This window comes from Burkholderia ubonensis subsp. mesacidophila, assembly GCF_002097715.1.
In the GTDB taxonomy this organism is placed as follows: domain Bacteria; phylum Pseudomonadota; class Gammaproteobacteria; order Burkholderiales; family Burkholderiaceae; genus Burkholderia; species Burkholderia mesacidophila.
Map to the genome: position 1 here is coordinate 45,687 of NZ_CP020737.1, position 24,055 is coordinate 69,741.

A 24,055-nucleotide genomic window follows, 5' to 3' on the forward strand; every position below is an offset into this window, starting at 1 on the left:
GTTCAGAACGCGGCCGGACGCCACTTCAGCAGCCGCTTCTCGAGCCACGTCAGCAGGTAGTCGGCGGCGAGCGCGACCACCGCCAGCACGATCATCGCCGCGAACACGCCGCTCGCGTTGAACGCGCCCTGCGCGGTGGAGATCAAGAGGCCGATACCCTGCTTGGAGCCGAGGAATTCGCCGACCACCGCGCCGACCAGCGCGAAGCCGAAGCTCACGTGCAGGCTCGCGAGAATCCAGGAGAGCGCGGACGGGATCACGACCGACGTGGTGATCTGCCGGCGCGACGCGCCGAGGATCTGCGCGTTCGCGATCAGGTAGCGGTCCGCTTCGCGCACGCCCTGGAACGCATTGCCGAACACGACGAAGAACACCATCACGACGGCGAGCGCGATCTTCGACGCCATCCCGAGGCCGAGCGCGATCACGAAGATAGAGCCGAGCACGACGCGCGGGATCGAGTTCGCGATCTGGATGTAGAGGCCGAACACGTCGGACATCAGCTTGTTGCGGCCGAGCACGATCCCGCAGAGCACGCCGGCGACCGAGCCGATCAGGAAGCCGATCGTGGTTTCCTCGAGCGTCACCCAGACCTGCGTGAGCAGCGGCCCTTGCGACGTGCCGTTGACGAACCAGTCCTGGAGCTGCGCGAAGATCAGCGTCGGCTGCGAGAAAAAGAACGGATCGATCCACTTGAGCCGCGCGGCGAGTTCCCAGCCGCCGAGCACGACGACGAGCACGGCGATCCGCAGGCCGATGATCAGTTGCCGGCGGCGGCGCAGCCGGGTTTGCGCGGCGCGCGACTCGTCCTCGAGCGACTTCGCCGGAATGGCGGTGGGGGGAAGCGTCATGTCGGTCATGCTCCTGTCCTTGCTTTGTCCTTGCTTGCGTCAGCCGATCTGCACTTCTTCGCGCAGGTCGTGCCAGATGTCCTTGGAAATCTCGATGAAGTGCGGGTGATAGCGAATCTCCGACGTGACGCGCGGGCGCGGCAGGTCGATCGGGTACACGCGCTTCAACGTCGCCGGGCGCGCGGTCAGCACGAACACGCGGTCCGCGAGCGCGATCGCCTCCTCGAGGTCGTGCGTGACGAACACCACCGAGCCCTTGTTCGCGGACCAGAGCTGCAGCAGCTCGTCCTGCATCAGCGTGCGGGTCTGCATGTCGAGCGCGGAGAACGGCTCGTCCATCAGCAGGATTTCCGGCTGGTTGATGAAGGTCTGCGCGAGCGCGACGCGCTTCCTCATCCCGCCCGACAGCTGGTGCGGGTAGTGCTTCGTGAACTTGTCGAGGCCGACCTTGCGGATCCATTCCTCGGCCTGCGCGTACGCGACGTCCTTCGAGCGGCCGCGGAACAAGGGGCCTGCGGCGACGTTGTCGATCACGTTGCGCCACGGGAACACCGCGTCGGCCTGGAACACGAAGCCGATGCGCGGGTCGATCCCGTCGACCGGGCGGCCCATCACGCGCACCTCGCCGGAGGCGGGCTTGAGCAGGCCGGTGATCAGGTTGAGCGTCGTCGACTTGCCGCAGCCGGTCGGCCCGACGATCGCGATGAACTCGCCGCGCGCGACGCTCATGCTGAAGTCGCGCAGCGCGACGGTAGCCTTGCCTTCCGGTGAAATGAAGCGGCACGACACGTTGCGAAACTCGATCGCCGGTGTGGTGCTCGGTGAAACTGCCTGGGTCATCGCATTCGTCCTGCGGGTGGGGCGCCGCCTTGGTGTGCGGCGCCGGGGCCGGTCAGCCGGGCCGGAACGGGGGAGCGGTGCGGCGGGATCGTCCGCCGCCGCGCTTACTTCGCGCTCACGTACTCGTTGGTGTAGGTGCGCGCCAGGTCGATGTGCTTGCCCTTCACCGACGGGTTGAACGCCGACAGCACCTTCAGCACGGTCGCCGGGCCGTCGGCCGGCATCTTCGCGTCGGCGGTGTACATCGGCAGCGACGCCTTCAGCGCGGTCACGTACAGCGACTTGTCCTTCTGGTAGTCGGCCGGCATCTTCGCGGCGATCTCCTCGGCACTGTGCGTATGGATGAACTGCATCGTCTTCGCGAACGCATGCGCGAGCTTCACGGCCTGCGCCTTGTGCGCATCGGCCCACGCGGACTGCACGTACAGGCTCGCGGCCGGATAGGTGCCGCCGAGCGCCGCACGCGTGCCGTCGAGCGTGCGCAGGTCGACCAGCACCTTCGCGTCGCCCATCTTCTCGAGCGCGGACACGGTCGGCTCGGTCGTCATCCCGGCGTCGATCCGGCCCTGCTTGATCGCGGCGATGAAGCTCGCGTCGGCGCCGACCGGCAGCATCGTGTACTGCGTCGACGGCACGCCGTGCTGCAGCGCGAGGTATTGCGTGAGGAAGCTCGTCGACGAGCCGAGGCCCGTCACGCCCAGCGTCTTGCCCTTCGCGTCGGCCATCGACTTGAAGGTCGCCGCGGCCTTGGTCGACACCATCTCGACTTCGCCCGGCACCTGGCCGAACACGGCGATCGCCTTCACGTCCTTGCCCTTGCTCTGCAGGTCGATCGTGTGGTCGTAGAAGCCCACCACGCCCTGCACGGCGCCCGCGAGCAGCTCGTTCTCGGCGTCGACGCCGGCCGGCTGCGACAGCAGCTCGACGTCGAGCCCTTCGTCCTTGAAGTAGCCGAGCTCCTGGGTCAGGCGCGCCGGCAGGTAGATCAGCTTCGCGATCCCGCCGACCATGATCGTGATCTTGCCGCCGTCGTCCGCGGCGAGGGCGGGATGCGCGGCGAGTGCACAGGTCAGGGTGGCTGCAACGGCGAGGGGGCGCAGGATGGGTCGCATCGGGGTGTCTCCGGTCGTTATCGGTATGGCGCGACGATGTCGTGCATCGTTGCAACGAGTATAGGGACGCGAAACCTTCCGCAACCTTTCGCGGACCCGTCATTCCTTTAGGGGTTTTCCAGCAAACCGGCAGGCGGCCGCGATGGCCGCGGCTCGCAGCCGGCGGGCGACACGGCCGGGCGGGCGCGAGGTCCGGTGATTCGGCGCGATTCAGGACGGTGATCGCATTATTCGATCTGAATTAGGACAAGTTCTATAAAAATGAAACGCGTCAAAGCCTGAATCCCGCCGATTTATTTTTTGAGATTTCTCGTTTGATATATTCGAGTGAATCGTTTTTGGCTGGAGCCTTATTCATGCGCTTATCCATGAATAATCGCACCTTTATTCGATTCGCCTGCGCACGAACGCTCAACGAGCAGGCTTCTCCTCCGCCGGCGCCGTTGCATCAGGCGTCGCCGCATTGATCATCGACGAAGCATTTTTCAAACGAAACCAATGCGAGATATGAATGCAATAACCATCGCCATTGCCGACGACCATCCCGTGGTACTCGAATTGCTCGATCGCCTGTTGCAATGCACGCCGCCGTTTCGCGTCGTGCATTCATGCCGCAGCGGCGCCGCATTGATCGCCGCGCTGATGCAGGCCCCGGTCGACATCGCCGTCGTCGATTATTCGATGAGCCGAGGCGAGCGCCCGCTCGACGGGCTGCCGCTGCTGCGCAAGCTGCGCAGCAGCGCGCCGCGCACGCGGTGCGTGATGTTCACCGCGCAGTCGAACCCCAGCGTGCTCGCGGCGGCGCTCCGGCTCGGGGTGGCCGCGATCGTCAGCAAGGAAGACCCGGTCGACGAAATCGTCCGTGCGTGCCGGCGGCTCGACGCGTCCGGCACGTGCTACCTGTCGCCGACGGCCCGGGCAATGTTCGCGCGCGGCGACGCGCCCGGGCGGGAATCGGCGCTCACGGCCCGGGAACTCGACGTCGTGCGGCTGTTCGCGTCCGGGCATACGCTGCAGGACATCGCGAAGCAGCTCGGCCGCTCGATCAGCACCGTGTCGACGCAAAAACACACGGCGATGCGCAAGCTGCAGGCCGATACGAACATCCATCTGATTCGGTATGCGTACGAAAACGGCCTGATCTGACTGCGCGGCCACTTATAGGAGGGTCAGCGCAAGCCCGCCACAACCCGCCCCATCGCATCCAGCCCCATATCGAACAACCGCCCGAAGAACGGCACCATGTTCGGCACCATCAGCTGCACGAGCAGCAGGCCGACCAGCATCGTGACCGGAAAGCCGACCTGGAAGATGCCGATCTGCGGCGCCGCGCGATTCAGGATGCCGAGCGCGAGGTTGGCGATCAGCAGCGCCGCGACGACCGGCAGCGCGAGCAGCAGCCCCATCTGGAACACCGTCGCGCCGAACGCGGCGAGCGTGCGCCAGCCGGGCGCGTGCAGCAGGTCGGCCGATATGGGCAGCGTCTGGAACGACGCGGCGAGCGCCGCGAGCACCTGCAGGTGGCCGTCGAACGCGAGGAACGCGAGGATCGCGACCGCGTTCAGGAAGCGGCCCATCACCGGCGTCGCGCCGCTCGCGTGGGGATCGAAGAAGGTCGCGAAGCCGAGGCCCATCGACAGGCCGATCGCGTCGCCGGCGGCCTGGGCGGCGGCGAACACGATCTGCATCGTGAAGCCCATCGCCACGCCGATCAGGAACTGCGTGACGACGATCCAGATGCCCTGCGCGGAAAACACGGTGACGGCCGGCAGCGGCCCGAGCGTCGGCGCGACGACCAACGCCATGAATGCCGCGACGCCGATCTTCACGCGCCCCGGCACCGACGCGTGGCCGGTCACCGGTGCGACCGCGACGAGCGCGAGCATCCGCACGAACGGCCACAGGAACGCCGTGAGCCACGCGTTGAGCTGCGCGTAGGTGACCGAGAACATCGCCGGAGCCCGGAGCCGCTAGGCGCGCGCCGCTCAGCCCGCGCCGAGCGTCGCGACGTGCAGCAGGGTCTGCCGCAGGTAGTCGAGCACCGTCGTCATCATCCACGGGCCGGCGATCACGAGCGTGGCCAGCACCGCGAGCAGCTTCGGGATGAACGACAGCGTCGATTCGTTGATCTGCGTCGCGGCCTGGAACAGGCTCACGAGCAGGCCGACCGCGAGCGCGACGAGCAGCAGCGGCGCGGAGACCAGCAGGCCGACCACCATCGCCTGGTGCGCGAGCGTCATCACTTGTTCGGGCGTCATCGCATGCTCTCCGGCGTGATCAGGTGAAGCTCTGCGCGAGCGAGCCGAGCAGCAGCTGCCAGCCGTCGACGACGACGAACAGCATCAGCTTGAACGGCAGCGACACGGTGGACGGCGACACCATCATCATCCCCATCGACATCAGCACGCTCGCGACGACCATGTCGATGATCAGGAACGGGATGAAGATCGTGAAGCCGATCTGGAAGCCCGTCTTCAGCTCGCTGGTGACGAACGCGGGCACCAGCAGCGACAGCGGCACGTCTTCCGGGCCCTGCAGCGGCGCGGCCTTCGAGATCTTCGCGAACAGCGCGAGATCGGTCTCGCGGGTCTGTTTCAGCATGAAGGTCTTGAACGGCGCGACGCCGCGCTGCACCGCCTGCTCCATCGGCACGCTGCCGTCGGAGAACGGCTTGTAGCCGTCGGAATACGCGCGGTCGAGCACCGGCGACATCACGAAGAAGGTGAGGAACATCGCGAGGCCGACCAGCACCTGGTTCGGCGGCGTCGACGACGTGCCGAGCGCCTGCCGCAGCAGCGACAGCACGATGATGATGCGCGTGAAGCTCGTCATCATCAGCAGCATCGCCGGCAGGAACGACAGCATCGTGAGCAGCAGCATCGTCTGCACGCTCAGCGAGTAGGTCGTGCCGCCGTTCGGGCCGGGGGCCGCGTTGAAGGCGGGCAGGCCCGCCGCCTGCGCGCACGCGAGCGCGGGGGCGAGGCCGAGGATCAGCGCGGGCGCAAGACGCGCCGCGCGGCGCAGGAAGGCGTATTTCATCGGAATGCGGTGAGTGGAAGGGCGCGCGAGCGCATCTCAGCGGTCCTTGCCGCGCCCGAGGCGTTTCGCGGCCTCGCCCGCGAGCGCGTCGCGAAAGCGCCGGCCGAACGTGCCGGGCAAGTCGCCGCCGGGCGCGGAGGCCGACGGCGCATCCGCCGTGACGGCTTCACCGGCAGGCGCGGAGCCGGCCGGCAGCGTGTGCAGCAGCCGAACGTTGCCGGGCGCGACGCCGAGCACCAGCCACGTATCGCCGACCTCGACGATCGTCGCGCATTCCTTCGCGCCGACCGCGACGCTCGACACGACCTTCAGCGGGCCGCCGCGCCGCGCCGGCTGGAAGCCGAAGCGGCGCGCGAGCCACGCGCAGCCGAACACGAGGCCGATCACGAGCGCGAGCCCGACGAGCGTCTGCAGCACCGCGCCGACGCCGAGCGACGGCGCGGCCGAGCCGACCACCACGCTCGACGCGATCGCGCCGGCATGGTTCACCGCGTTCAGGTCGGCGGCCGCGGCCGCCTCGGCGAGCAGCGCGCCGGCTGCGCCCGCCGCGACGAACGCGGCCAGCGCAACCAGGCGGCGGCCGGACGGCGCGAATCTCATCGATTCAGTTTCCGGATGCGCTCGGACGGCGTGATGATGTCCGTCAGGCGGATGCCGAACTTGTCGTTCACGACCACCACCTCGCCCTGCGCGATCAGGCAGCCGTTGACCAGCACGTCCATCGGCTCGCCCGCGAGGCCGTCGAGCTCGACGACCGAGCCCTGCGCGAGCTGCAGCAGGTTGCGGATCGCGATCTTCGTGCGGCCGAGCTCCACGGTCATCTTGACCGGGATGTCGAGGATCATGTCGATGTCGTTGTGCGTCGACGTCGCCGCGGCCTTCGACAGCGGCTGGAACACGCCGGCGCCCGTCGCGCCCGCCGCCGGGACCGGCTGCTCGTTCTGCTCGGCGAGCGCGGCCGCCCAGTCGTCCAGCCCCTGCTCGTCATCGGCGTCGGCGGCAGCCGCGGCCGCGGGAGCCGTCTCCGCCAGCGCGGCGTCAGCCAGTGCCTGCGCGTCGAGCTCGTCCGTCTGATTCAGCTCACTCATATCCACCTTCCTTCATCGTGTCGTTCGCGCTGATCATCTTCTGCACGCGCAACGCATATTGACCATTGAAAATCCCGTAACCGCATTCCATGACCGGCACGCCGTCGACCTTCGCGGTGATCGTGTCCTCGATCGCGAGCGGCAGCACGTCGCCCGCGCGCAGGTTGAGGATCTGCTCGAAGGTCACCGGAATCTCGGCGAGATTCGCGGTCAGCTCGACCTCGGCTGTCTGGACCTGCTGCGACAGCACGCGCACCCAGCGCCGGTCGACTTCGAGCGCCTCGCCCTGGATCGGCGACGCGAGCACGTCGCGAATCGGCTCGACCATCGAATACGGCATGCAGATGTGCAGCGTGCCGCCCGTCGGCCCGAACTCGATCGAGAACTGGGTGACGATCACGATTTCGTTCGGCGTCGCGACGTTCGCGAACTGCGTGTGCATTTCCGAGCGCACGTATTCGAACTGCAGCGGCCGCACGCTCTTCCAGGCGGTCGTGTAGTGCTCGAACACGAGGTTCAGCAGCTTGCCGATGATGCGCTGCTCGGTCGCGGTGAAGTCGCGGCCCTCGACGCGCGTGTGGAAGCGCCCGTCGCCGCCGAACAGGTTGTCGACGACGAAGAACACGAGGTTCGGGTCGAACACGAACAGCGACGTGCCGCGCAGCGGCTTCACGTGCACGAGGTTCAGGTTCGTCGGGATCGGCAGGTTGCGGGTGAACTCGCTGTACTTCTGCACCTTCACCTGGCTGACGGAGATTTCCGCCGTGCGCCGCATGAAGTTGAAGATGCCGATGCGCAGCAGACGCGCGAAGCGGTCGTTGATGATCTCGAGGCCGGGCATCCGGCCGCGGACGATCCGCTCCTGCGTCGCGATGTTGTAGGGGCGAATGCCCGACGCGTCGCGCTTTTCGTCATCCGCGTCGGCTTCGCCCGTAACGCCCTTGAGGAGTGCATCGACCTCCTCCTGGGACATGAACTCTGAGTGGCCCATGCGCGTTCCTTTGTCGGCGAGTTACTGGACGACGAACTCGGTGAACAGCACGTCGTCGACCTTGGCGTGCTGGTTGCCAGGCTGCGTCGGCTGCTCGATCAGGCCCTTCAGCTCGCCGGCGAGCGCGTGCTTGCCGTCGGGCGTCGCGAGTTCCTCCGGGCGCTTGTTGCTCAGCGCGAGCAGGATGCGGCTGCGGATCTCCGGCATGCGCGCGGTCAGCTGCTCCTGCGCCTTCGCGTCGGTGAGCTTCAGCGACAGCCCGACGCGCAGGTAGTGCTGGACGCCGTCGTCCGACTGGAGGTTGACGGTGAGCGGGTCGAGCGGGAAGAACACCGGCGCGGCGAGCGGCGGCGGTTCGACGGGGCCGCTCGCATGGCCGACGCCCTGCTTGCTCAGGAACACGTACATGCCGCCCGCGGCGGCAGCCGCGGCGCCAAGCGCGATGACGGCGAACAGCGCGATGCGCTTGAGCTTGCCGGACGAAGCCGGCTTGTCGGCGGGCGGATTTGCGGTCGTGGAGGCCATGTGAATGCGTGCGTGGTGACTCGTAGCATGCATTGTTCGGCATCCGGCCCGAAGCCGATGGGCGGAAAAGAGGGGGGAATTGCGGTTATCTCAGGCGATTGTCGGGCGGGTGGCCCGGCCGGCGGCGGGTGCCGGCCGGCAAGCGGCGGCAGAAATGGGGGCGCAAGTGCCGGCGTACGCGGGACGGGCGGCCGGCGCCCGGGGCAGGGAGGCGGCGCACCGGGCGGTACGCCGCGGCGGCCCCCCGCTCAGATCGGCAGCAGCGTCAGCAGCGGCGCGAGCAGCACCATCGCGACGCCCGCGATCATCATCGTCAGGCTCGACACGACGCCTTCCTCGCTGCCGATCTCGCGCGCCTTCGCGGTGCCGACGCCGTGCGCGGCCGCGCCGAACAGCGCGCCGCGCGCGAGCCGCGTGCGCATCGGCACGAGCGCGAGCACGATCTCGCCGAGCAGCATCCCGCAGATGCCGGTCGCGATCACGAACAGCGCGGTCAGGTCCTTCGGCGCATGGATCTTGTCGGAGACGGCCAGCGCGAACGGCGTCGACACCGAGCGGGTCATCAGCGAGCGCTGCAGCTCCGGCGACAGGTGCAGCAGCTTCGCGAGCAGCAGCGACCCGCAGACCCCGGCGGCGATGCCGACCACGACGCCGACCGACAGCGACAGCCAGTGGCGGCGGATCAGGTCGCGGTAGTCGTAGATCGGCACCGCGAACGCGATCGTCGCCGGGCCGAGCAGCCACATCAGCCAGCGCGTGTCGTGGAAGTAGACCGAATACGGGATGCCCGTCAGCGCGACGAGCGCGACCAGCACGCCGGGCACGAACACGAGCGGCGAGAACAGCAGCGTCTTCTTGTACGCATAGAGCCGCTTCGACGCGAAGTACAGCACGACCGTCAGCACGAAGCAGCCGACGGAGATCGCGGCATTCGCCTGGTCGGCGGACAGGTTCGACAGCGGGGCAAGCATGATCGGGGTTCCGTCGGCAATGGATCAGGCGGGATCAGGCGCGCACGCGGCGGCGCCCGGCCAGCACGCGCTGCGCGGCGAGCTTGCGCTCGAGCTTCGCGGCGAGGTCGACCGCGACGGCCACCGCGACCATCACGAACGCGGTGCCGGCGACGACGACGAGCGCGAGCCGCCAGCCGTCCTCGCGGAACAGGCCGCCGTACTGCACGGCCGCGACCGCGGCCGGCACGAAGAACAGCAGCATGTCGGACAGCAGCCAGTTCGCGCCGTCCTTCACCCACGCCGGCGCGACGCCGCCGGAAAACAGCAGCACGAGCAGCACCGCGAGGCCGATCACGCCGGACGGAACCGGCAGCCCGACCGCCCGCACCGCCCAGTCGACCGCCAGCCACAGCGCCGCGAGCGCGGTCGCCTGCAGCGCGATCCGCCCGGTGTGCGCGACACCGGCCATCGGCGCGGGCCGGACGGCGGCAATGGCGATCGACTTGTTCATGGTGGGGCTCCCATACAGATAATTCATTGATGGCGCAAGTATAGAATTCCCTCATCCATAAATAAAATGACTTGTCTCTATCCTTGTCATTCCATTTCGGAATTCACGATGGCTGCACCAATTTGGGGAGGCGCCGATGGAGTTGCGCGCACTGCGGTATTTCGTCGAGGTGGTCCGCCAGCAGAGCTTCACCGCGGCGGCCGACAAGCTGTTCGTGACCCAGCCGACCATCAGCAAGATGGTGAAGGCGCTCGAGGACGAGATCGGCTCGCCGCTGCTGCTGCGCGACGGCCGGCAGATGGTGCTCACCGACGCCGGGCGGATCGTGTTCCAGCGCGGCCAGGACGTGCTCGCCGCGCAGGCGCAGCTGCAGTCGGAGCTGAACGACCTCGGCACGCTCGGCCGCGGCGAGCTGACGATCGGCATCCCGCCGCTCGGCGGGTCGCTGTTCACGCCGATCATCGCCGCGTACAAGCAGCGCTACCCGAACATCGAGCTGAAGCTGTTCGAGCAGGGCGCGCGGATGATCGAGGCCGCGCTGGTGGCGGGCGAGCTGGAGCTGGGCGGGCTGCTGGAGCCGGTCGATCCGGAGATGTTCGACCGGCTGCCGATGGTGCGCGCGCCGCTGTGGCTCGTCGCGCCGCGCGAGTCGCGCTGGGAGGAGCATCCGGCGGTGCCGCTCGCCGACCTCGCGCGCGAATCGTTCGTGTTCTACGCGGAAAGCCTCGCGCTGCACGACGCGGTGCTCGACGCGTGCCGGCAGGTCGGCTTCACGCCGTCGATCGTGAGCCGCAGCGGGCATTGGGATTTCATGGCCGCGCTCGTGCACGCGGGGGTCGGCATCGCGCTGCTGCCGGAGCCTTACTGCCGGCGGCTCGACCCCGACCAGTTCACGTGCCGGCCGATCGTCGAGCCGGAGATCACCTGGGCGATCGCGCTCGGCTGGCTGAAGAAGGGCTATCTGTCGCATGCGGCGCGCGCGTGGCTCGAGGTCGCGCGCGCGACGCTGCCGGGCGTGCCGGGCGACGATCTCGCGTTCGGCGGGTTGCAGGCGCGGTGAGGGGAGGCCCCTGCGCGACGCGCGGTCAGACGTGCCGGATGGGGCCCGGATACTGGGCCACGGTGCGGTCGTGTGTCACCAGCGTGATCCCTTCCGAAATCGCTTGCGCAACCAGAAGGCGGTCGAACGGGTCGCGATGGATCGGCGGCAACTGCTCGACCGCGAGCGCGTGCGCGCTCGTGATCGGCAGTTCCACGTAGCCGACGTCGAGCAGATTGCGGCGGAGCACGTTCGCGTCGACCTGGAAATCGTCGCGCTCCAGTCCGCGCTTGATGACGATCTCCCAGATGCTCGCGACGCTGAAGAGCGGCGTGCAGGCGGGGTCTTCGATGAGCGCGCGGGCGCGCTCCGGCAGCTCGGCCGCGCCGGCCGCCGCCCAGAGGAGCAGGTGGGTGTCGAGCAGCAGCTTCACGCGTCACCCTCGAACAGCTTGCGAATCTCGTCGCCGCCCATCGAGTCGAAATCGTCTGGGATGCGGATCTGCCCCTTCATGAAGCCGATCCGGCTCAGCGGAGCAAGCTCCGGTGTATCGATCGGCACGACCTTGACGAGCGGCTTGCCGGCTTTCGCGATCACGAACGGTTCGCCGGCGTGAACGGCTTCGTCGATCAGCCGCGACAGGTTCGTCTTAGCGTCATGCATGTTGTAGGTCTGCATCGCATCCCCCAAGTGAACTAAGTTCATTCAACGATTGAGCTTAGTTTATCTTGACAACATGTACAAGGCCGATTTGTCCACGAGGCGCTGGTCGCGCCCGCGACAGGTCATGCCGACATCAATGCCCCATCGCCGGCCCCGCGCCCTTCCTCGGCTTGGTGATCCAGACGAGCGCCGCAAGCGCGACGAACACGCTCGCCGACAGGTAGAAGAAGTCGTTGGTCGCCATCATGAAGCCCTGCTGCGTGACGATCTGGTTGATCTGCGCGCTCGACATCTGGCCCGCGATCCCGAGCTGCGACAGCGCGCCCTGGTAGTCGACCGTGCTCTGCGCATAGACGCTCACCGATTCCGACAGCCGCGCGTGGTGGTAGATCGCGTCGTTCTCCCAGAACGTCGAGCTGGCCGCGGTGCCGATCGCGCCGGACAGCGTGCGCAGGAAGTTCGACAGCCCCGACGCGCTCGCGAGCCGCTCGTCGGGGATGCTCGACAGCGTGATCGTCGTCATCGGCACGAAGAAGCACGCGACGCCGATCCCCTGCACGAGCCGCGGCAGGATCACGTGGTTGAACGGCACGTCGAGCGTGAACGTCGAGTTCCAGATCGACACACCGGCGAACACGCAGAACGCGAAGCTCGCGACCATCCGCAGGTCGAGCCGGTGCATGTTGCGGCCGATCAGCGGCGACAGCACGAGCGCGAGCAGCCCGACCGGCGCGGTCGCGAGGCCGGCCTTGCCGGCCGTGTAGCCCATCACCGTCTGCAGCCACAGCGGGAAGATCACGACCGAGCCGAAGAACGCCATGAAGCCGAACGAGATGATCATCGCGCCGAGCGCGAAGTTGCGGTCCTTGAAGAGCGTGAGGTCGACCACCGGCTCCTTCTCGGTCGCCTCCCACACCAGCATGAACGCGAGCGACACGACCGCGATCAGCGCGAGCGCCACGATGAACGTCGAGTTGAACCAGTCGCGGTCCTTGCCGAGGTCGAGCATCATCTGCAGGCACGACACGCCGATCACGAGCAGCGCGAGGCCGACCGCGTCGATCCGCTGCTTCGTCGTCTTCGTCTCGCGGCCGCGCAGCAGCACGAACGCGCAGATCGCGGAAAACACGCCGATCGGCAGGTTGATGTAGAAGATCCACGGCCACGTGTAGTTGTCGCTGATCCAGCCGCCCAGCAGCGGGCCGAAGATCGGCGCGACGATCACCGTCATCGCCCATAGGCCGAGCGCGAGCCCGCGCTTCGCGGGCGGGTAGCTGCGCATCAGGATCGTCTGCGACAGCGGCACCATCGGCCCCGACACGAGGCCCTGCAGCAGCCGGAACGCGATCAGCGTCTCGAAGTTGTTCGCGAGGCCGCACAGCGCGGACGCGATCGTGAACGCGAGCACTGACATCGTAAACAGGCGCACCTCGCCGACCCGCCGCGCGAGCCAGCCGGTGAGCGGCACCGCGATCGCGGACGCGACCGAGTACGACGAGATCACCCACGTGCCTTCGCTCGTCGCGACGCCGAGGCTGCCCGAGATCGTCGGCACCGCGACGTTCGCGATCGACGTGTCGAGCACTTCCATGAAGGTGCCGAGCGCGAGCCCGACGGTGAGCAGCGCGAGGGCGCCGCCGGACAGCGGCGCCGGTTCGGCGGCGGGGGACGCGGGCGAGCCCGCGGGGGCCGTGGTGGCGGACATCGGAATCTCCTAGGTGCGGCGCGCACAAAGTGCACGACGGGCGTACACGGCTGGCCGGATCGCAATGCGGCACGAACCGGCTGGGGGCGGGGGGAAGTACGTGGAGCGGAGCGTGTGACGCGTCATCTTCTGCCCAGACAGATAAATAAGCGGATGCTTAACCCAAATATCGACGCCTCGTGCGGCATCAGCAGTCCGGCGAGCCGGACGAATCACACCCGAGGGTGCCGGGGCCGTTCGCGATGAAGCGCTGCAACAGGCCCGTGAGCGTCGCGAGCTCGTCGGCCGAGAAGCCGGCGAGCTGCGCGTTCAGCGCGGTCGCGATCAGCGACGGCAGCGCGCGGGCGGCGTCGGCGCCGCGTTCGGTCAGCGTCAGCTCGATCACGCGGCGGTCCTGCTCGCTGCGCGCCCGCTCGATGAAGCCCTTGCGCTCGAGCCGGTCGAGCATCCGCGTCATCGAGCCGCTGTCGTACGCCATCTTGCGCGACAGCTCGAACGGCGTGCGCACGTACCCGCGCGACAGCAGCAGGATCACGCCGACCTGCTGCGCGGTCAGGTCGAGCGGCTCCAGCGCGCGGTCCATCCGCTCGATGAGCGCCTGACGCGCCTTCGTCAGGTAATAGCCGAGGCTCGATTCCAGCTCGATGCCGTCAGGATCGTAGAGGCCGCCGTTCATTCTCGATTGCGCGCGCAGCAATAGTGCTTTGTCGGAAAAACGCGACCAGTATCTTGAAAATTGGTTGCCCAGTCAATATTATTTCAGGCAACCAGTTACGACGTGCATGTTGCACTGCCGGAGACGATGTTCTGACCTGCCTTGCCCGCGCTGCGGGCGCCCCGAGGATGTTCGCGATGCTGTTCCTGAAAAATACCGCCGGCGCGCTGCGCCGCACCCTGACCGATACCGCTCACCATGTGTTCTCCGGGCCGCACCGCGGCTGGAAGCTCGCGCTGTACGTCGCGATGCTGGTGTTGCCGGGCGGCTCGCTCGCGGCGCTCGGGTTCGCATGGTTCGATCATCGCCGGCAGCGCAACGCGAAGGGCGCGCGCCACGGCGAACGCAAGGCGGCGGCGGCCACGGAGCCGTCGTCATGGCGCGCGGCCGCCATCGAACCCGCACGCTGCCACTGACTGACCCCGGCACCCGCCGGCGATCGGCGCGCCCCGCGTGCGCCATCCGCCGCAAGCGATCCGTAATGCCCGGTAAACCGGCCTGCCGCGCCGGTAACACATTCCCGCCGTCGCGCGCCTTACCCTAACGGCTGCGCAGCTTTCCCGCCGTCAGTTACCATTTGTCCGCCCGCGGCATACCCGCCGCATCGCGCGCCCGCGTGCCCGTGCACCGGGCCTCGCCCAGACAGGAATCACACGCATGCCGTACGTCCCATCCCCGCGCGCCCGTCGCCCGCTCGCCGCGGCCGTCGCCTTCGCGACCGCCGTGCTGCTTGCCGGCTGCGCCGTCGGGCCCGACTATCACCGCCCCGACGCGCCGATGCCCGCCGCGTTCAAGGAAGCGCCCGCCGGCTGGAAGGTCGCGCAGCCGGCCGACGGCGCCGACCGCGGCGCGTGGTGGAGTGTCTACGGCGATCCGCAACTCGACGCGCTGATCGGCAAGCTCAACGCGTCGAACCAGACCATCGCGCAATCGGCGGCCGCGTACCGGCAGGCGCGCGCGCTCGTCACCGAGGCGCGCGCCGCGTATTTCCCGACTGTCGGGCTCACCGCGTCGGGCTCGCGCGCCCGCACGCCGCGCGCGTCGGCGTCGTCGTCGAGCTTCGGCGGCGGCAGCTCCGGATCGATCAGCAACAGCTACAGCGTCGGCCTCGACGCGTCGTGGGAGCCCGACCTGTGGGGCAAGGTGAGCCGCACGGTCGGCGCGCAGCGCGCGGGCGAAGCCGCGGCCGCCGCCGATCTGGCGAACGCGCGGCTGTCGCAGCAGGCGACACTTGCGCAGACCTACTTCCAGCTGCGCACCGCCGACGCGCTGCAGATGCTGCTCGACGACACCGTCGCGTCGTACGCACGCTCGCTGCAGCTCACGGAGAACCGGTACGCGCAGGGCGTCGCCGCGCGCGCGGACGTGATCCAGGCGCAAACGCAGCTGCAGAGCGCGCAGGCGGCCGCGATCGACAACGGCGTCGCGCGCGCGCAGTTCGAGCACGCGATTGCGACGCTGATCGGCGAACCGGCGTCGACATTCTCGCTGCCGCCGCTGCCGCTCGCCGCCGAGCCGCCTGTCACGCCGGTCGGCGTGCCGTCGGCGCTGCTCGAGCGGCGGCCCGACATCGCGGCGGCCGAACGCCGCGCGGCCGCGGCCAACGAGCAGATCGGCGTCGCGATCTCGGCGTTCTTCCCGACGCTGACGCTGTCGGCGCAGGGCGGCGTGCAAAGCTCGGTGTGGTCGAACCTGTTCACGCTGCCGGCGCGCTTCTGGACGGTCGGCCCGCAGCTCGCGGCGACGCTGTTCGACGCGGGCCTGCGCGCCGCGCAGACCGAGGCCGCGCGCGCGACCTACGACCAGGACGTCGCCGCGTACCGGCTCTCGGTCCTCTCCGCGTTCCAGGACGTCGAGGACAACCTGGCGTCGCAGCGCATCCTCGCGCAGGAAATCGACGTGCAGCGGCAGGCGGTCGACAGCGCGGAACATGCGCTCGCGATCGTGACGAACCAGTACAAGGCCGGCACGGTCGGCTACCTGAACGTGCTGACCGCGCAGACGACCGCGTTCACCGCGCACCAGAAGCTCGCGACGATCGCGGGGCAGCGGATGGTGTCGTCGGTCGGCCTCGTGAAGGCGCTCGGCGGCGGCTGGGACGTGTCGCAGATCGCGCGCGAGACGGGCAGCGTGGCCGCGCCCGCGCCGGCCAGCGGCGCGGCGGCCGCACCGATCGCGCAGAAGTAACGTTGGAGGTGACGCGCGATGCGCGCGTCAGCGCGCCGCGTCGCCGTAGATCAGCGACACCGAGCCGTCGCCGACCGGATGGCCGAGCAGGTTCAGCAGGCCCGCGAGGTTCGCCAGCTGCTCGGGCGCCGCATGCGCGGTGCCGCGGAACGACCCGCTGCCCGCGCCGAATGCGCCGTGCCCGTCGAGGAACAACGGGCCTTTCGTCGTCGCGAGCTCGAGATCCGCGCCCGAACCCTTCGCCTGCAGCACCGCGCGGTACGAGCCGAGCGGCTTCACGCGCGACACACGCGAACTCATGTCGTCGATCGTCACCGTCAGCTGGCCGAACGTGTTGCTGCCGATCAGCCGCCAGTCGCTCCAGCCGAGCCGCACGTCGCCCTGCAGGTCGAGCGTGTTGAACGGCGTGCCGAGCCCCGCCAGCAGCGACGCCGGCACCGCCATCGCGCCCGCGGACAGCACCGCGCCGCGCCACGTCGCGTCGAGCGTGACCGCCTCGGGCATCGCCTCGGTCTGCCGCATCCGCATCCGCACTCGCCCGGTCAGCAGCGGCCAGAAGCGCGTGGTCCATTCGACCCGCCCCGGCAGCAGCGTCGCCGCGCTGCGGTCGGCGCCCGGCGCAAGCATCAGCGTGCCCGAGCCGTGCCACAGCGAGCCGTCCGGATCGACGAGATTCACATGGCCGCCCGTCGCGCGCGCGAATTGCGGCGCGACCCACGCGGCCGGCGCGAGCGCGACCAGCGTGACGGCGGTCGCGACCCCGCCCGCCGCGAGCCACGGCAACGCGGCCCAAAGCCGCCTCGACCACGGCCTCATCGGCCGACCGCCGCTTGCATCATCCATTGCGTCGTTTCTGCATCATTTCTGCGTCGACGGCTGCATCACGGCCGTCAGGTCGACCTGGCCGTCGTCCTTCAGCGCGGTGACGTGCGCCTCGCCGACCTGCACCTTGAACTGCTTGCGCGCGTCGTCGAGCCACTGGGTCCACGCCGGGAACGATGCGTTCTTCAGCTGGATCTGCACGCCGGTGCCGACCAGCTGGAATTGCCCGCCGGGCATCCCGTGGTCGGACAGCGACGCCGTCAGCGCATCCTTCAGCGCGGCGCCGGTCGGCGCGACGCCCTGCGCGGCCGCCGTGAGCGAGCGCGCCTCGTTCGCCTGCGCGGTCATCTTCGCGAGCTCCGCGCGCATCGCCGGCAGCGCGTGCGTGATCCGCGCGCGGCCTTCCTGCGCCGGTGACCACAGCACCGAATAGGCGATCGCGACCGCCAGCACGGTGCCGCCCCAGCCGAGCAGGTTCTTTTCCCGCGGGGTGCGTTCACCCCAGAATTGCGTGAGGGTCTGGTTCAGTTCAGCCTTCATGAGCGGCTCCGGATCGTCCATTTGCCCGTGCTGCTGTCGACTTCGCCGGCCAGCCCGTTGCGCGCGAGGCGCTGCGTGAAATCGGGATCGACCGTCACGCCCTGCTTGAAGCCGACGTCGAGCCGACGGTCGTGATAATCGAGCGACGCGATGCCGTTCAGCGGCAGCGCGCCCATCGAGCGCGACAGCCCGCTCGCCAGCGCGAGGAAATCGTTCGGCGACAGCTCGCCCGCCGCGAGGCGCAGCTGGTCGAGCTGGCGCTGCATCTGCGCGGGCGGATCGAGCACCGTCGTGGTTTTCGGGAACGCGGACAGCAGCGTCTCGGTGATCTGCGCCGACAGCGCATCGCGCTCGCGCGACAGCTTCCACCAGTGCACGTTCATCCCGATCACCGCGACGCCGAGCGTCGCCGCGACGAGCGCAGCCGGAATCCGCAGCCGCTTGAGCGTCGCGCGGTCGAAGCGCCACGGCTGCGACTCGAATTCGAACTGGCACAGATCGAAGCGCTCGGCCAGCGCGCGGCGCGCGAACGTGTCGAACGGCAGCGGCGCCGCGCCCGGCAGCAACGGCGCGACGTCCGTGCGCTTGACCGACGCGAGCTGCGGTTCCGCGCCCGGCTCGCCGAGCTCGTACAGCTCGACCGGGGCGCCGCCCGCGAGCGCGGCGAGCGTGCCGGACGCACGCTGCGCGGGCGCAGCGAACCCTTCGCCCAGCGCGCCGCGCGCGACCGCCAGCTCGAGCCGCGGCGAGCCTGATGTGTCAGGCAGCGCGCCCGCTTCGACGAGCGCCGGCTCGACCGACACCGCGACGCCCAGCACCGCGGCGACCGCGGTCGGGCGCGACGGCGGGACGGGGTCGCCCGTGGCCTCAGCCTCGGCTGCGGCCACGGCCTCGTTGGCTGCCGGCGCCGGATCGGCCGCGGCCGTGACCGCCGCGAGCGGCGACGGCAGGCAGCGCGTCGCGGGCACCGCGCGCAGATGCCGGTGGCCGGCCGCCGTGAACGCGTCGCAGATCACGCGGAACCACGCGCGATCGACGACCGCGAGCACGCGGCGCCCGTCGGGCAGCGCGGCCGGATCGACCGCGACGTGGCAGCCCTGCGGGTCCTGGATCAGCTGGTCCTCGACGATGTTGGGCAGCGCTTGGCGCAGCTTCGGCCCCTTGAGCGGCGGCACCGTCGCGGCCAGCAGCAGCACGTCGCGCGCGGCGACGACCAGCACCGTCGCTGCCGCGCGCGGCAGCAGCGCGAGCGCGGCGCGGCCGGCCCGCTGCGTCTGGCCGGCCTTGTCGACGAGCATGAACGGCAGCTCGGGCCATTGCCATTCCTGCAACGGCACGGCGGGCTCGCGCGGCGGCAGTAAAACAATCAGCGTGCTCAAGGGCTCCTCTCCCGAATGGCGTTGTTATAGCTGGTCGCGGATGCGCACGACCCGCGTCGAGTGCGTGGTCGGATCACGATACACGAGCGAGGTGCGGTCGACCTCGGCGCGATCGTGCTGGATCCGGCCATGCACGATGAAATAGTTCGAATTGACGTCGATCAGGGTCGAGTCGAGCGTCACGTTCGGCGGCGCACCGGCGCCGCGCAGCGCGAGCTGCACGTCGCCGACGTTGCGGAAGAACACGGTCTCGCGGCGCGACACGAGCGCCTGCGCCGACGCCACGCTCATCCCCGGCACCAGGGCCGCGATCACCTCGGCTGGCGCGGTGTTCATGTTCACGGGCGTCGTGGTCGGCAGCACGGTGACGAACGGGCGCAGCCGTTCGACCATTTCCGGCGTGACGCCGTCGACGTCGAGCAGGCTGTCGACGCTCGTCATGATGAGCGGCGCCGGCCCGCGATCGCTGTCGGCAAGACCTGGCTCGTCGGTGAAGGTCGTGCCCTGCGTGCCCGTGCCCGCTTCCGGCAAGGGCGCGCCCGCGGCGCCGGGCAGCATCGCCATCTGGAAGCGCGACGCCGAATGCTTCAGCCCCGCGCGCACCTGCAGCGCGATGCGCTTCGCGAACGCGCCGTCGTAGCCGAGCGTCGTCATGAGGCGCTGGAATGCCTGGAGCTGCGCGGCGTTGAGCTGCAGCACGCCGGGCGCGGGCGTCGACACGAGGTTGCGCAGGTTGAACTTCGCCTGTGCGTCCTCGATCGAGCCGGACAGATAGGTGTCTTCGCCTTCGTCGCCACCGCCCACGCCGATCCTGCCCATGAAGTCCGACAGCTTTGTCTTCGCGATCGGCACGCCCCAGATGCCGCCGAGATACGTGATGCCCGGCGCCGTGTCGCCTTCCGAGCGCAGGATCATCCGCGTCCAGTCGAGCGCGCCGCGCGCGACCCACTGCGCCTGCGCGATCAGGCGCTGGTTCTCGATGCGGCGGATCTGCACCTGCTCGCGCCACAGCATCCCCGATACGAGGATCGCCGACAGCGCGACGACGAGCAGCGCGGTAATGATCGCGGCGCCGCGTTGCCGGCGCGGGGAGCGGGGAGACCGGAGGAACGGAAGCGGGGCAGGGGTGCGCATCGTCATTCCCCGACGAGGAAGATACGGGTCACCGGCACGCGCAGCGACGTCGCGCCGATGCTGACCTGCAGGCCCGTCACCGCGCGCGGCGGCGGCGCGTTGCCGAGCTGCGGCACCTTGATCGCGTCGTTGTTCTGCGCGAGCGCTTCGTCGGCCGTCTGCACGTTCGTGGTCCAGCCGACGCGCGGCACGAAGAGCTTCGCATCGATCGCGCCGACTCCGCCCATCAGCGCCACCGAGCTCCAGCCTTCGACGTCGGGGTCCTTCAGCGTGTCGCGCAGCCGGTTCGCGTCGGCGAGCGGCGGCGATGCGTAGCGCACCACGCGGCCGCCCGCGATCCGGTAGCGGATTACCTGCAGCCGCGGCGCGGCGCCCGGCACGTCGAACTCGCGGACGATCTGCAGCGTGTTGCCGGCGACGCCGAGCGCGGGCTGGCCCGCCTCGTCGTCGGTCGCCGCGCGGCGCGCGTCGATGCGCATCTGGTCGAACATCTGCGCGAAGATGCGTTCGTCTTCCATCGCCGACGACACCTTGTCGCGGCCGCGCATGATCTGGTCGAGCCCGCGCCAGGCGAGCACGGCGACGACCGCGAGAATCGCGATCGCGATCATCAGTTCGATCAGCGTGAAGCCGCGCGTGCGGGCCCGACGCGCCGATTCAGAGCGAGCGGCTGGTTTCATTCGCGACCACCGTGACCATCTGCGCGAGCACGCCCTTGCTGTCCGGCGTGCTCACCGATATCTGGACGCGCCGGAACACCGGATTCGGCGTCGCGCTGACGCGCTGCGTGCAGACGAGCTGCACGTTGGCCTGCGAGCAATCGAAGCTCTGCTCGCCGATCTGCGGCCACGCATGCGTGAGCCGCAATTGCGCGAGCGCGTTGTCGGCGCTCCAGCTCGCCAGCAGCCGGCGATGCAGATCCGACGAGCCGGTCGCCAGCGTGCCGACCGCGCGGATCGACGCGGCAAGCGCGACCGCGATGATCGCAAGCGCGACCAGCACCTCGATCATCGTGAAACCGCGCGCCGCGGCCAGTCCCGTGCGGGGACGCATCGCGAAAGCAGGGGAAGGGGGGAAGAACGGCCGCCGACGCATCGTTACTGCACCTCGTAGCGGCCATTGCCGGTGCCGACGATCGTCACGCTGCCGACGGTCGAGTGCAGCGTCACGCGCACCGGCGTGTCGATGCTCTCGGTGCCGAACACGACGCGGTTCACGTGGGTGTCGGAACCCGGGTAATCGATGTCGGCGCCCGTCACGCCGCCGTCCCAGTCGCGCGGGCGCAGCAGGTCGTCGCGCAGCGTGCGCCAGCCGTCGCCGGTCCTCATGTCGAAGCGGAAGCCGCGCGCGGTCGGCTGCCAGGCGATCGGGCGGGCGCGCACCTGCGCCTCGTCGCCCGCGGTCTCGAACAGCAGCGCCACCCGCTGCGCCTCCTCGCGCAGGTCGGTGCGCGGATTGCGCGTCAGCGACAGCGACGCGAGCGACACGAGCAGGCCCGCGATCACGAGCACGACGAGCATCTCGAGCAGCGTGAAGCCGCGCTGCGACGCCCGCACGCCATCCGCGCGCGCCGGAGCCCGGCGCACACGGCAGCCGCGCCCGAAGCGGGAAGTCGTGCGAATGGCGTGCATGGAGGGGGGCGGAAAAGAACGTCGGGCCGGTCAGCGATCGTTTATTGCCACGAACCGATGTCGGTATCGTTGCCTTCGCCGCCTTCCTTGCCGTCGGCGCCGTAGCTGAACACGTCGATCTCGCCGTGCACGCCCGGGTTCAGGTACTTGTACCCGTTGCCCCACGGATCGTTCGGCAGGCGCTCGAGATAGCCGCCGTCCTTCCAGTTGTTCGGGATCGGATCGGTGCTCGGCTTCTGGATCAGCGCCTGCAGGCCCTGGTCCTGCGACGGATAGCGGCCGTTGTCGAGACGGTACAGCTTGAGCGCCTGCATGATGGTGCCGATGTCCTGCTTCGCGGCGATGCGGCGCGCCTCGTCCGGACGGCTCATGATCTTCGGCACGATCAGCGCCGCCAGAATCCCGAGAATCGCGACCACCACCATGATCTCGATCAGCGTGAAACCGCGTTGACGGCGAACGGCTCCGTTGCGTCGAGTGATCCACGTTTGCATGCTGACTTCCTCTTTCCAAAAAAATGTCGTCGATTGAGTGACGTTTCCGAAACAACCGGGTCAGGTCCCTGCGGGACTTCTGCGCCGTTTGCGCCGGCCACGGAGCACGCATTGTAAGGCGCGCTCCGCCAAGGGCTTTCACTCAACGCAAATTTCACATACATCCGTACAATAGCGCGCATGAACGCGATCTCGATCCGGATACTCTCCCTCGCACTCTTCGCGGCGTTGTGCGCGACGGCCACCTACTGGGTCGTCACGCTGTCGGCTCGCGAAGCGCCGCTGCCCGCCGCCGCCGCGCGGCCCCCGATCCGCACCGAGGACGCCGCGGCGCTGTTCGGCGGACAGCTCGACAAGAATCCCGTGCAGGACATCCACCTGTTCGGCATCCTCGCGCTGCAGCGCGGCGCCGCTGCGATCGTCGGCGTCGGCGGCGAACCGCCGCGCGCGGTGTCGCTCGGCGCCGAGGTCGCGCCCGGCGCGAAGCTCGCCGAAGTCCGCGACCGCTCGATCATCGTCGAGCGCAACGGCGCCCGCTCCGAAGTCGCGTTGCCCGCCAACACGCCGTCCCCGGCGATCTACATGCGCTGAGCCTCGGGTGACGGCCGCAACGGCCGTCACTGCACCATGTTGTTCAGCTCGATGATCGGCAGCATCACCGCCAGCACGATCACGAGCACGATGCCCCCCATCGCGAGAATCAAGAGCGGCTCGAGCAGGCTCGTCAGGAACATCGTGCGCCGTTCGAGCTCGCGCGCCTCGCCTTCGGCCGCGCGATCCAGCATCGTCGTCACGTCGCCCGTCGCTTCGCCGGAACGGATCAGGTGCACCAGCACCGGCGGAAACGTCTTCACGTTGTTCAGCGCGCGCGACAGCGCGGAGCCTTCGCGCACGCGCACGATCGCGTCGTCGATGTTCGCGCGCATCGCGCGGTTCGACAGCGTTTCGCCCGCCGCCTGCAGCGCGCGCAGGATCGGCACGCCGGCCGCGGTGAGAATGCCGAGCGTGCTCGCGAAGCGCACCGTGTTGTAGCCGCGCACCAGCTTGCCGGCGAGCGGCGCGGTCAGCACCCAGCGGTCGAACGCGAGGCGCGGCCCGTCGCGCGACAGCGTCGCCCTGACGAACCAGACGATGAGCACGACCGCGATCAGGATCGCCCACCACCAGTGCCGCACGAAATCCGACAGCGCCATCATCACGACCGTCAGGATCGGCAGCTGCTGTTTCGTGCTCGCAAACACGTTGACGACCTGCGGCACGACATAGCTCAGCAGGAACGTGACGATGCCGAACGCGATCAGCGTGACGATTCCCGGATACGTAAATGCGAGCAGGATCTTCTGCTTCAGCGCATTGCTCTGCTCGATATAGTCGGCGAGGCGCGACAGCACGATGCCGAGCTTGCCCGTGTGCTCGCCCGCCGCGACGAGCGCGCGGTAGATTTCCGGGAAATCGCGCGGATGCTGCGCGAGCGCGTTCGCGAGCGAATGGCCGCCCAGCACCTCGGCGCGGATCGCGGCCATCAGTTCGCGGATGTAGTCGCGCTCGGCCTGCTCGGTCAGCACGCCGAGGGCTTCGTCGAGCGGCAACCCGGCGATCAAAAGGCTCGCGAGCTGGCGCGTGAGGATCGCCTGTTCGCGCTGCGACAGCTTGCGGCCGAGCGCGAGGCGCTGCGAGCGCGCGCCGCGGGTTGCGCTGGCCGCCGGCTCGACGACGAGCGGCGTCAGCCCCTGCGTGCGCAGCTGGCCGCGCGCGGCGCGCGCGCTGTCGGCTTCGACGACGCCTTTTTGCGCATGACCCGCCGCATCGATTGCTTCGAAACGGAATGCCGGCATC

General features: G+C 69.1%; 30 protein-coding genes. 5 read left to right on the forward strand and 25 right to left on the reverse strand.

The genetic code is table 11. The features are described 5' to 3' along the window. Positions 1-2: 2 nt before the first annotated feature. From B7P44_RS00185 to B7P44_RS00195, 3 genes are all read right to left on the reverse strand, one after another. The gene (locus B7P44_RS00185) at positions 3-860 is read right to left on the reverse strand and encodes an ABC transporter permease (RefSeq protein WP_088511390.1); all 858 of its coding nucleotides are present in this window, start codon (positions 858-860) and stop codon (positions 3-5) included. Between the two features lie 30 nt (positions 861-890). Further along, the gene (locus B7P44_RS00190) at positions 891-1,691 is read right to left on the reverse strand and encodes an ABC transporter ATP-binding protein (protein WP_084899347.1); all 801 of its coding nucleotides are present in this window, start codon (positions 1,689-1,691) and stop codon (positions 891-893) included. Between the two features lie 104 nt (positions 1,692-1,795). Then, on the reverse strand, positions 1,796-2,803 hold the full coding sequence (locus B7P44_RS00195; protein WP_084899351.1) for an ABC transporter substrate-binding protein: 1,008 nt from the start codon (positions 2,801-2,803) through the stop codon (positions 1,796-1,798). A gap of 507 nt (positions 2,804-3,310) precedes the next feature. Between B7P44_RS00195 and B7P44_RS00200 the strand changes: the two genes are divergently transcribed. After that, entirely contained in the window at positions 3,311-3,949 is a 639-nt protein-coding gene (locus B7P44_RS00200) for a response regulator (protein ID WP_084899355.1), read from the forward strand. A gap of 23 nt (positions 3,950-3,972) precedes the next feature. On the opposite strand, the gene fliR is transcribed toward B7P44_RS00200, so the two are convergent. The 9 genes from fliR to B7P44_RS00245 form a co-directional block, all read right to left on the reverse strand. Then, positions 3,973-4,755, reverse strand: a complete 783-nt coding sequence (gene fliR / locus B7P44_RS00205) for a flagellar biosynthetic protein FliR (RefSeq protein ID WP_084899358.1) — start codon at positions 4,753-4,755, stop codon at positions 3,973-3,975. Between the two features lie 33 nt (positions 4,756-4,788). After that, positions 4,789-5,061 (reverse strand): flagellar biosynthesis protein FliQ, encoded by a 273-nt coding sequence (gene fliQ, locus B7P44_RS00210; protein ID WP_084899360.1) that lies wholly within the window; start codon positions 5,059-5,061, stop codon positions 4,789-4,791. A gap of 19 nt (positions 5,062-5,080) precedes the next feature. After that, positions 5,081-5,842, reverse strand: a complete 762-nt coding sequence (gene fliP / locus B7P44_RS00215; RefSeq protein WP_084899363.1) for a flagellar type III secretion system pore protein FliP — start codon at positions 5,840-5,842, stop codon at positions 5,081-5,083. Positions 5,843-5,878: 36 nt separating this feature from the next. Further along, a complete protein-coding gene (fliO, locus tag B7P44_RS00220) occupies positions 5,879-6,442 on the reverse strand; it encodes a flagellar biosynthetic protein FliO (RefSeq protein WP_084899365.1) in 564 nt (187 codons plus the stop codon). Next, entirely contained in the window at positions 6,439-6,930 is a 492-nt protein-coding gene (fliN, locus tag B7P44_RS00225) for a flagellar motor switch protein FliN (protein ID WP_084899369.1), read from the reverse strand. Before fliN ends, fliO begins: the two co-directional genes overlap by 4 nt. Next, on the reverse strand, positions 6,923-7,921 hold the full coding sequence (gene fliM, locus B7P44_RS00230) for a flagellar motor switch protein FliM (protein ID WP_084899372.1): 999 nt from the start codon (positions 7,919-7,921) through the stop codon (positions 6,923-6,925). The genes fliN and fliM overlap by 8 nt, the downstream gene beginning before the upstream one ends. A 21-nt stretch (positions 7,922-7,942) precedes the next feature. Beyond that, positions 7,943-8,479, reverse strand: coding sequence for a flagellar basal body-associated protein FliL (gene fliL, locus B7P44_RS00235; RefSeq protein ID WP_084899374.1), 537 nt, complete (start codon positions 8,477-8,479; stop codon positions 7,943-7,945). A gap of 215 nt (positions 8,480-8,694) precedes the next feature. Next, a complete protein-coding gene (locus tag B7P44_RS00240; protein WP_084899378.1) occupies positions 8,695-9,417 on the reverse strand; it encodes an LrgB family protein in 723 nt (240 codons plus the stop codon). Positions 9,418-9,451: 34 nt separating this feature from the next. Further along, entirely contained in the window at positions 9,452-9,910 is a 459-nt protein-coding gene (locus B7P44_RS00245; protein ID WP_084899380.1) for a CidA/LrgA family protein, read from the reverse strand. Positions 9,911-10,046: 136 nt separating this feature from the next. On the opposite strand from B7P44_RS00245, the gene B7P44_RS00250 reads away from it, so the two are divergent. After that, on the forward strand, positions 10,047-10,970 hold the full coding sequence (locus tag B7P44_RS00250; protein WP_084899383.1) for a LysR family transcriptional regulator: 924 nt from the start codon (positions 10,047-10,049) through the stop codon (positions 10,968-10,970). 25 nt (positions 10,971-10,995) lie between these two features. Here the strand turns inward: B7P44_RS00250 and B7P44_RS00255 are convergent, their stop codons facing one another. The 4 genes from B7P44_RS00255 to B7P44_RS00270 all read right to left on the reverse strand — a co-directional run bounded on the left by B7P44_RS00255 (position 10,996) and on the right by B7P44_RS00270 (position 13,993). Continuing rightward, on the reverse strand, positions 10,996-11,382 hold the full coding sequence (locus tag B7P44_RS00255) for a type II toxin-antitoxin system VapC family toxin (protein WP_084899385.1): 387 nt from the start codon (positions 11,380-11,382) through the stop codon (positions 10,996-10,998). Further along, on the reverse strand, positions 11,379-11,627 hold the full coding sequence (locus tag B7P44_RS00260) for a type II toxin-antitoxin system Phd/YefM family antitoxin (RefSeq protein WP_084899388.1): 249 nt from the start codon (positions 11,625-11,627) through the stop codon (positions 11,379-11,381). The genes B7P44_RS00255 and B7P44_RS00260 overlap by 4 nt, the downstream gene beginning before the upstream one ends. Before the next feature lie 118 nt (positions 11,628-11,745). Further along, the gene (locus B7P44_RS00265) at positions 11,746-13,317 is read right to left on the reverse strand and encodes a DHA2 family efflux MFS transporter permease subunit (protein WP_084899390.1); all 1,572 of its coding nucleotides are present in this window, start codon (positions 13,315-13,317) and stop codon (positions 11,746-11,748) included. A 187-nt stretch (positions 13,318-13,504) separates the two neighbouring features. Then, positions 13,505-13,993, reverse strand: coding sequence for a MarR family winged helix-turn-helix transcriptional regulator (locus B7P44_RS00270; protein ID WP_084899393.1), 489 nt, complete (start codon positions 13,991-13,993; stop codon positions 13,505-13,507). Between the two features lie 167 nt (positions 13,994-14,160). Here B7P44_RS00270 and B7P44_RS00275 point away from each other — a divergent pair, with 167 nt between their 5' ends. Both B7P44_RS00275 and B7P44_RS00280 read left to right on the forward strand, forming a co-directional pair. After that, a complete protein-coding gene (locus B7P44_RS00275) occupies positions 14,161-14,448 on the forward strand; it encodes a multidrug ABC transporter ATPase (RefSeq protein ID WP_084899396.1) in 288 nt (95 codons plus the stop codon). Between the two features lie 241 nt (positions 14,449-14,689). Continuing rightward, on the forward strand, positions 14,690-16,219 hold the full coding sequence (locus tag B7P44_RS00280) for an efflux transporter outer membrane subunit (protein WP_084899399.1): 1,530 nt from the start codon (positions 14,690-14,692) through the stop codon (positions 16,217-16,219). A gap of 27 nt (positions 16,220-16,246) precedes the next feature. Here the strand turns inward: B7P44_RS00280 and B7P44_RS00285 are convergent, their stop codons facing one another. The 8 genes from B7P44_RS00285 to gspG are packed head-to-tail and all read right to left on the reverse strand — an operon-like array spanning position 16,247 to position 22,219. After that, the gene (locus B7P44_RS00285; protein WP_084899401.1) at positions 16,247-17,035 is read right to left on the reverse strand and encodes a type II secretion system protein N; all 789 of its coding nucleotides are present in this window, start codon (positions 17,033-17,035) and stop codon (positions 16,247-16,249) included. 42 nt (positions 17,036-17,077) lie between these two features. Further along, positions 17,078-17,581, reverse strand: coding sequence for a type II secretion system protein M (gspM, locus tag B7P44_RS00290; protein WP_084906300.1), 504 nt, complete (start codon positions 17,579-17,581; stop codon positions 17,078-17,080). Then, positions 17,578-18,960: a type II secretion system protein GspL gene (gene gspL / locus B7P44_RS00295; protein WP_084899402.1), complete on the reverse strand. Its 1,383-nt coding sequence runs from the start codon at positions 18,958-18,960 to the stop codon at positions 17,578-17,580. Before gspL ends, gspM begins: the two co-directional genes overlap by 4 nt. A 24-nt stretch (positions 18,961-18,984) precedes the next feature. Next, positions 18,985-20,100 (reverse strand): type II secretion system minor pseudopilin GspK, encoded by a 1,116-nt coding sequence (gspK, locus tag B7P44_RS00300; RefSeq protein WP_084899404.1) that lies wholly within the window; start codon positions 20,098-20,100, stop codon positions 18,985-18,987. Continuing rightward, on the reverse strand, positions 20,097-20,774 hold the full coding sequence (locus B7P44_RS00305) for a PulJ/GspJ family protein (protein WP_084899406.1): 678 nt from the start codon (positions 20,772-20,774) through the stop codon (positions 20,097-20,099). The genes gspK and B7P44_RS00305 overlap by 4 nt, the downstream gene beginning before the upstream one ends. Beyond that, positions 20,752-21,189, reverse strand: coding sequence for a type II secretion system minor pseudopilin GspI (gene gspI, locus B7P44_RS00310; RefSeq protein WP_157721040.1), 438 nt, complete (start codon positions 21,187-21,189; stop codon positions 20,752-20,754). The genes B7P44_RS00305 and gspI overlap by 23 nt, the downstream gene beginning before the upstream one ends. Before the next feature lie 2 nt (positions 21,190-21,191). Beyond that, positions 21,192-21,725 carry a GspH/FimT family pseudopilin gene (locus B7P44_RS00315; RefSeq protein ID WP_084899411.1) on the reverse strand — a complete coding sequence of 178 codons (534 nt, stop codon included), beginning with the start codon at positions 21,723-21,725 and terminating at the stop codon, positions 21,192-21,194. Between the two features lie 41 nt (positions 21,726-21,766). Beyond that, on the reverse strand, positions 21,767-22,219 hold the full coding sequence (gene gspG, locus B7P44_RS00320; protein ID WP_084899414.1) for a type II secretion system major pseudopilin GspG: 453 nt from the start codon (positions 22,217-22,219) through the stop codon (positions 21,767-21,769). Between the two features lie 180 nt (positions 22,220-22,399). Here gspG and B7P44_RS00325 point away from each other — a divergent pair, with 180 nt between their 5' ends. Next, a complete protein-coding gene (locus B7P44_RS00325; protein ID WP_084899417.1) occupies positions 22,400-22,810 on the forward strand; it encodes a general secretion pathway protein GspC in 411 nt (136 codons plus the stop codon). Between the two features lie 26 nt (positions 22,811-22,836). Here the strand turns inward: B7P44_RS00325 and gspF are convergent, their stop codons facing one another. After that, positions 22,837-24,054 carry a type II secretion system inner membrane protein GspF gene (gspF, locus tag B7P44_RS00330; protein ID WP_084899419.1) on the reverse strand — a complete coding sequence of 406 codons (1,218 nt, stop codon included), beginning with the start codon at positions 24,052-24,054 and terminating at the stop codon, positions 22,837-22,839. Between the last annotated feature and the right edge of the window lies 1 nt (position 24,055).

Bases quoted from the DNA above. Each gene is read 5' to 3' on its own strand.
- B7P44_RS00185 (WP_088511390.1), bottom strand. From the start codon at position 860: ATGACCGACATGACGCTTCCCCCCACCGCCATTCCGGCGAAGTCGCTC.
- B7P44_RS00190 (WP_084899347.1), bottom strand. From the start codon at position 1,691: ATGACCCAGGCAGTTTCACCGAGCACCACACCGGCGATCGAGTTTCGC.
- B7P44_RS00195 (WP_084899351.1), bottom strand. From the start codon at position 2,803: ATGCGACCCATCCTGCGCCCCCTCGCCGTTGCAGCCACCCTGACCTGT.
- B7P44_RS00200 (WP_084899355.1), top strand. From the start codon at position 3,311: ATGAATGCAATAACCATCGCCATTGCCGACGACCATCCCGTGGTACTC.
- fliR (WP_084899358.1), bottom strand. From the start codon at position 4,755: ATGTTCTCGGTCACCTACGCGCAGCTCAACGCGTGGCTCACGGCGTTC.
- fliQ (WP_084899360.1), bottom strand. From the start codon at position 5,061: ATGACGCCCGAACAAGTGATGACGCTCGCGCACCAGGCGATGGTGGTC.
- fliP (WP_084899363.1), bottom strand. From the start codon at position 5,842: ATGAAATACGCCTTCCTGCGCCGCGCGGCGCGTCTTGCGCCCGCGCTG.
- fliO (WP_084899365.1), bottom strand. From the start codon at position 6,442: ATGAGATTCGCGCCGTCCGGCCGCCGCCTGGTTGCGCTGGCCGCGTTC.
- fliN (WP_084899369.1), bottom strand. From the start codon at position 6,930: ATGAGTGAGCTGAATCAGACGGACGAGCTCGACGCGCAGGCACTGGCT.
- fliM (WP_084899372.1), bottom strand. From the start codon at position 7,921: ATGGGCCACTCAGAGTTCATGTCCCAGGAGGAGGTCGATGCACTCCTC.
- fliL (WP_084899374.1), bottom strand. From the start codon at position 8,479: ATGCATGCTACGAGTCACCACGCACGCATTCACATGGCCTCCACGACC.
- B7P44_RS00240 (WP_084899378.1), bottom strand. From the start codon at position 9,417: ATGCTTGCCCCGCTGTCGAACCTGTCCGCCGACCAGGCGAATGCCGCG.
- B7P44_RS00245 (WP_084899380.1), bottom strand. From the start codon at position 9,910: ATGAACAAGTCGATCGCCATTGCCGCCGTCCGGCCCGCGCCGATGGCC.
- B7P44_RS00250 (WP_084899383.1), top strand. From the start codon at position 10,047: ATGGAGTTGCGCGCACTGCGGTATTTCGTCGAGGTGGTCCGCCAGCAG.
- B7P44_RS00260 (WP_084899388.1), bottom strand. From the start codon at position 11,627: ATGCAGACCTACAACATGCATGACGCTAAGACGAACCTGTCGCGGCTG.
- B7P44_RS00265 (WP_084899390.1), bottom strand. From the start codon at position 13,317: ATGTCCGCCACCACGGCCCCCGCGGGCTCGCCCGCGTCCCCCGCCGCC.
- B7P44_RS00270 (WP_084899393.1), bottom strand. From the start codon at position 13,993: ATGAACGGCGGCCTCTACGATCCTGACGGCATCGAGCTGGAATCGAGC.
- B7P44_RS00275 (WP_084899396.1), top strand. From the start codon at position 14,161: ATGTTCGCGATGCTGTTCCTGAAAAATACCGCCGGCGCGCTGCGCCGC.
- B7P44_RS00280 (WP_084899399.1), top strand. From the start codon at position 14,690: ATGCCGTACGTCCCATCCCCGCGCGCCCGTCGCCCGCTCGCCGCGGCC.
- B7P44_RS00285 (WP_084899401.1), bottom strand. From the start codon at position 17,035: ATGAGGCCGTGGTCGAGGCGGCTTTGGGCCGCGTTGCCGTGGCTCGCG.
- gspM (WP_084906300.1), bottom strand. From the start codon at position 17,581: ATGAAGGCTGAACTGAACCAGACCCTCACGCAATTCTGGGGTGAACGC.
- gspK (WP_084899404.1), bottom strand. From the start codon at position 20,100: ATGACGATGCGCACCCCTGCCCCGCTTCCGTTCCTCCGGTCTCCCCGC.
- B7P44_RS00305 (WP_084899406.1), bottom strand. From the start codon at position 20,774: ATGAAACCAGCCGCTCGCTCTGAATCGGCGCGTCGGGCCCGCACGCGC.
- gspI (WP_157721040.1), bottom strand. From the start codon at position 21,189: ATGCGTCGGCGGCCGTTCTTCCCCCCTTCCCCTGCTTTCGCGATGCGT.
- B7P44_RS00315 (WP_084899411.1), bottom strand. From the start codon at position 21,725: ATGCACGCCATTCGCACGACTTCCCGCTTCGGGCGCGGCTGCCGTGTG.
- gspG (WP_084899414.1), bottom strand. From the start codon at position 22,219: ATGCAAACGTGGATCACTCGACGCAACGGAGCCGTTCGCCGTCAACGC.
- B7P44_RS00325 (WP_084899417.1), top strand. From the start codon at position 22,400: ATGAACGCGATCTCGATCCGGATACTCTCCCTCGCACTCTTCGCGGCG.
- gspF (WP_084899419.1), bottom strand. From the start codon at position 24,054: ATGCCGGCATTCCGTTTCGAAGCAATCGATGCGGCGGGTCATGCGCAA.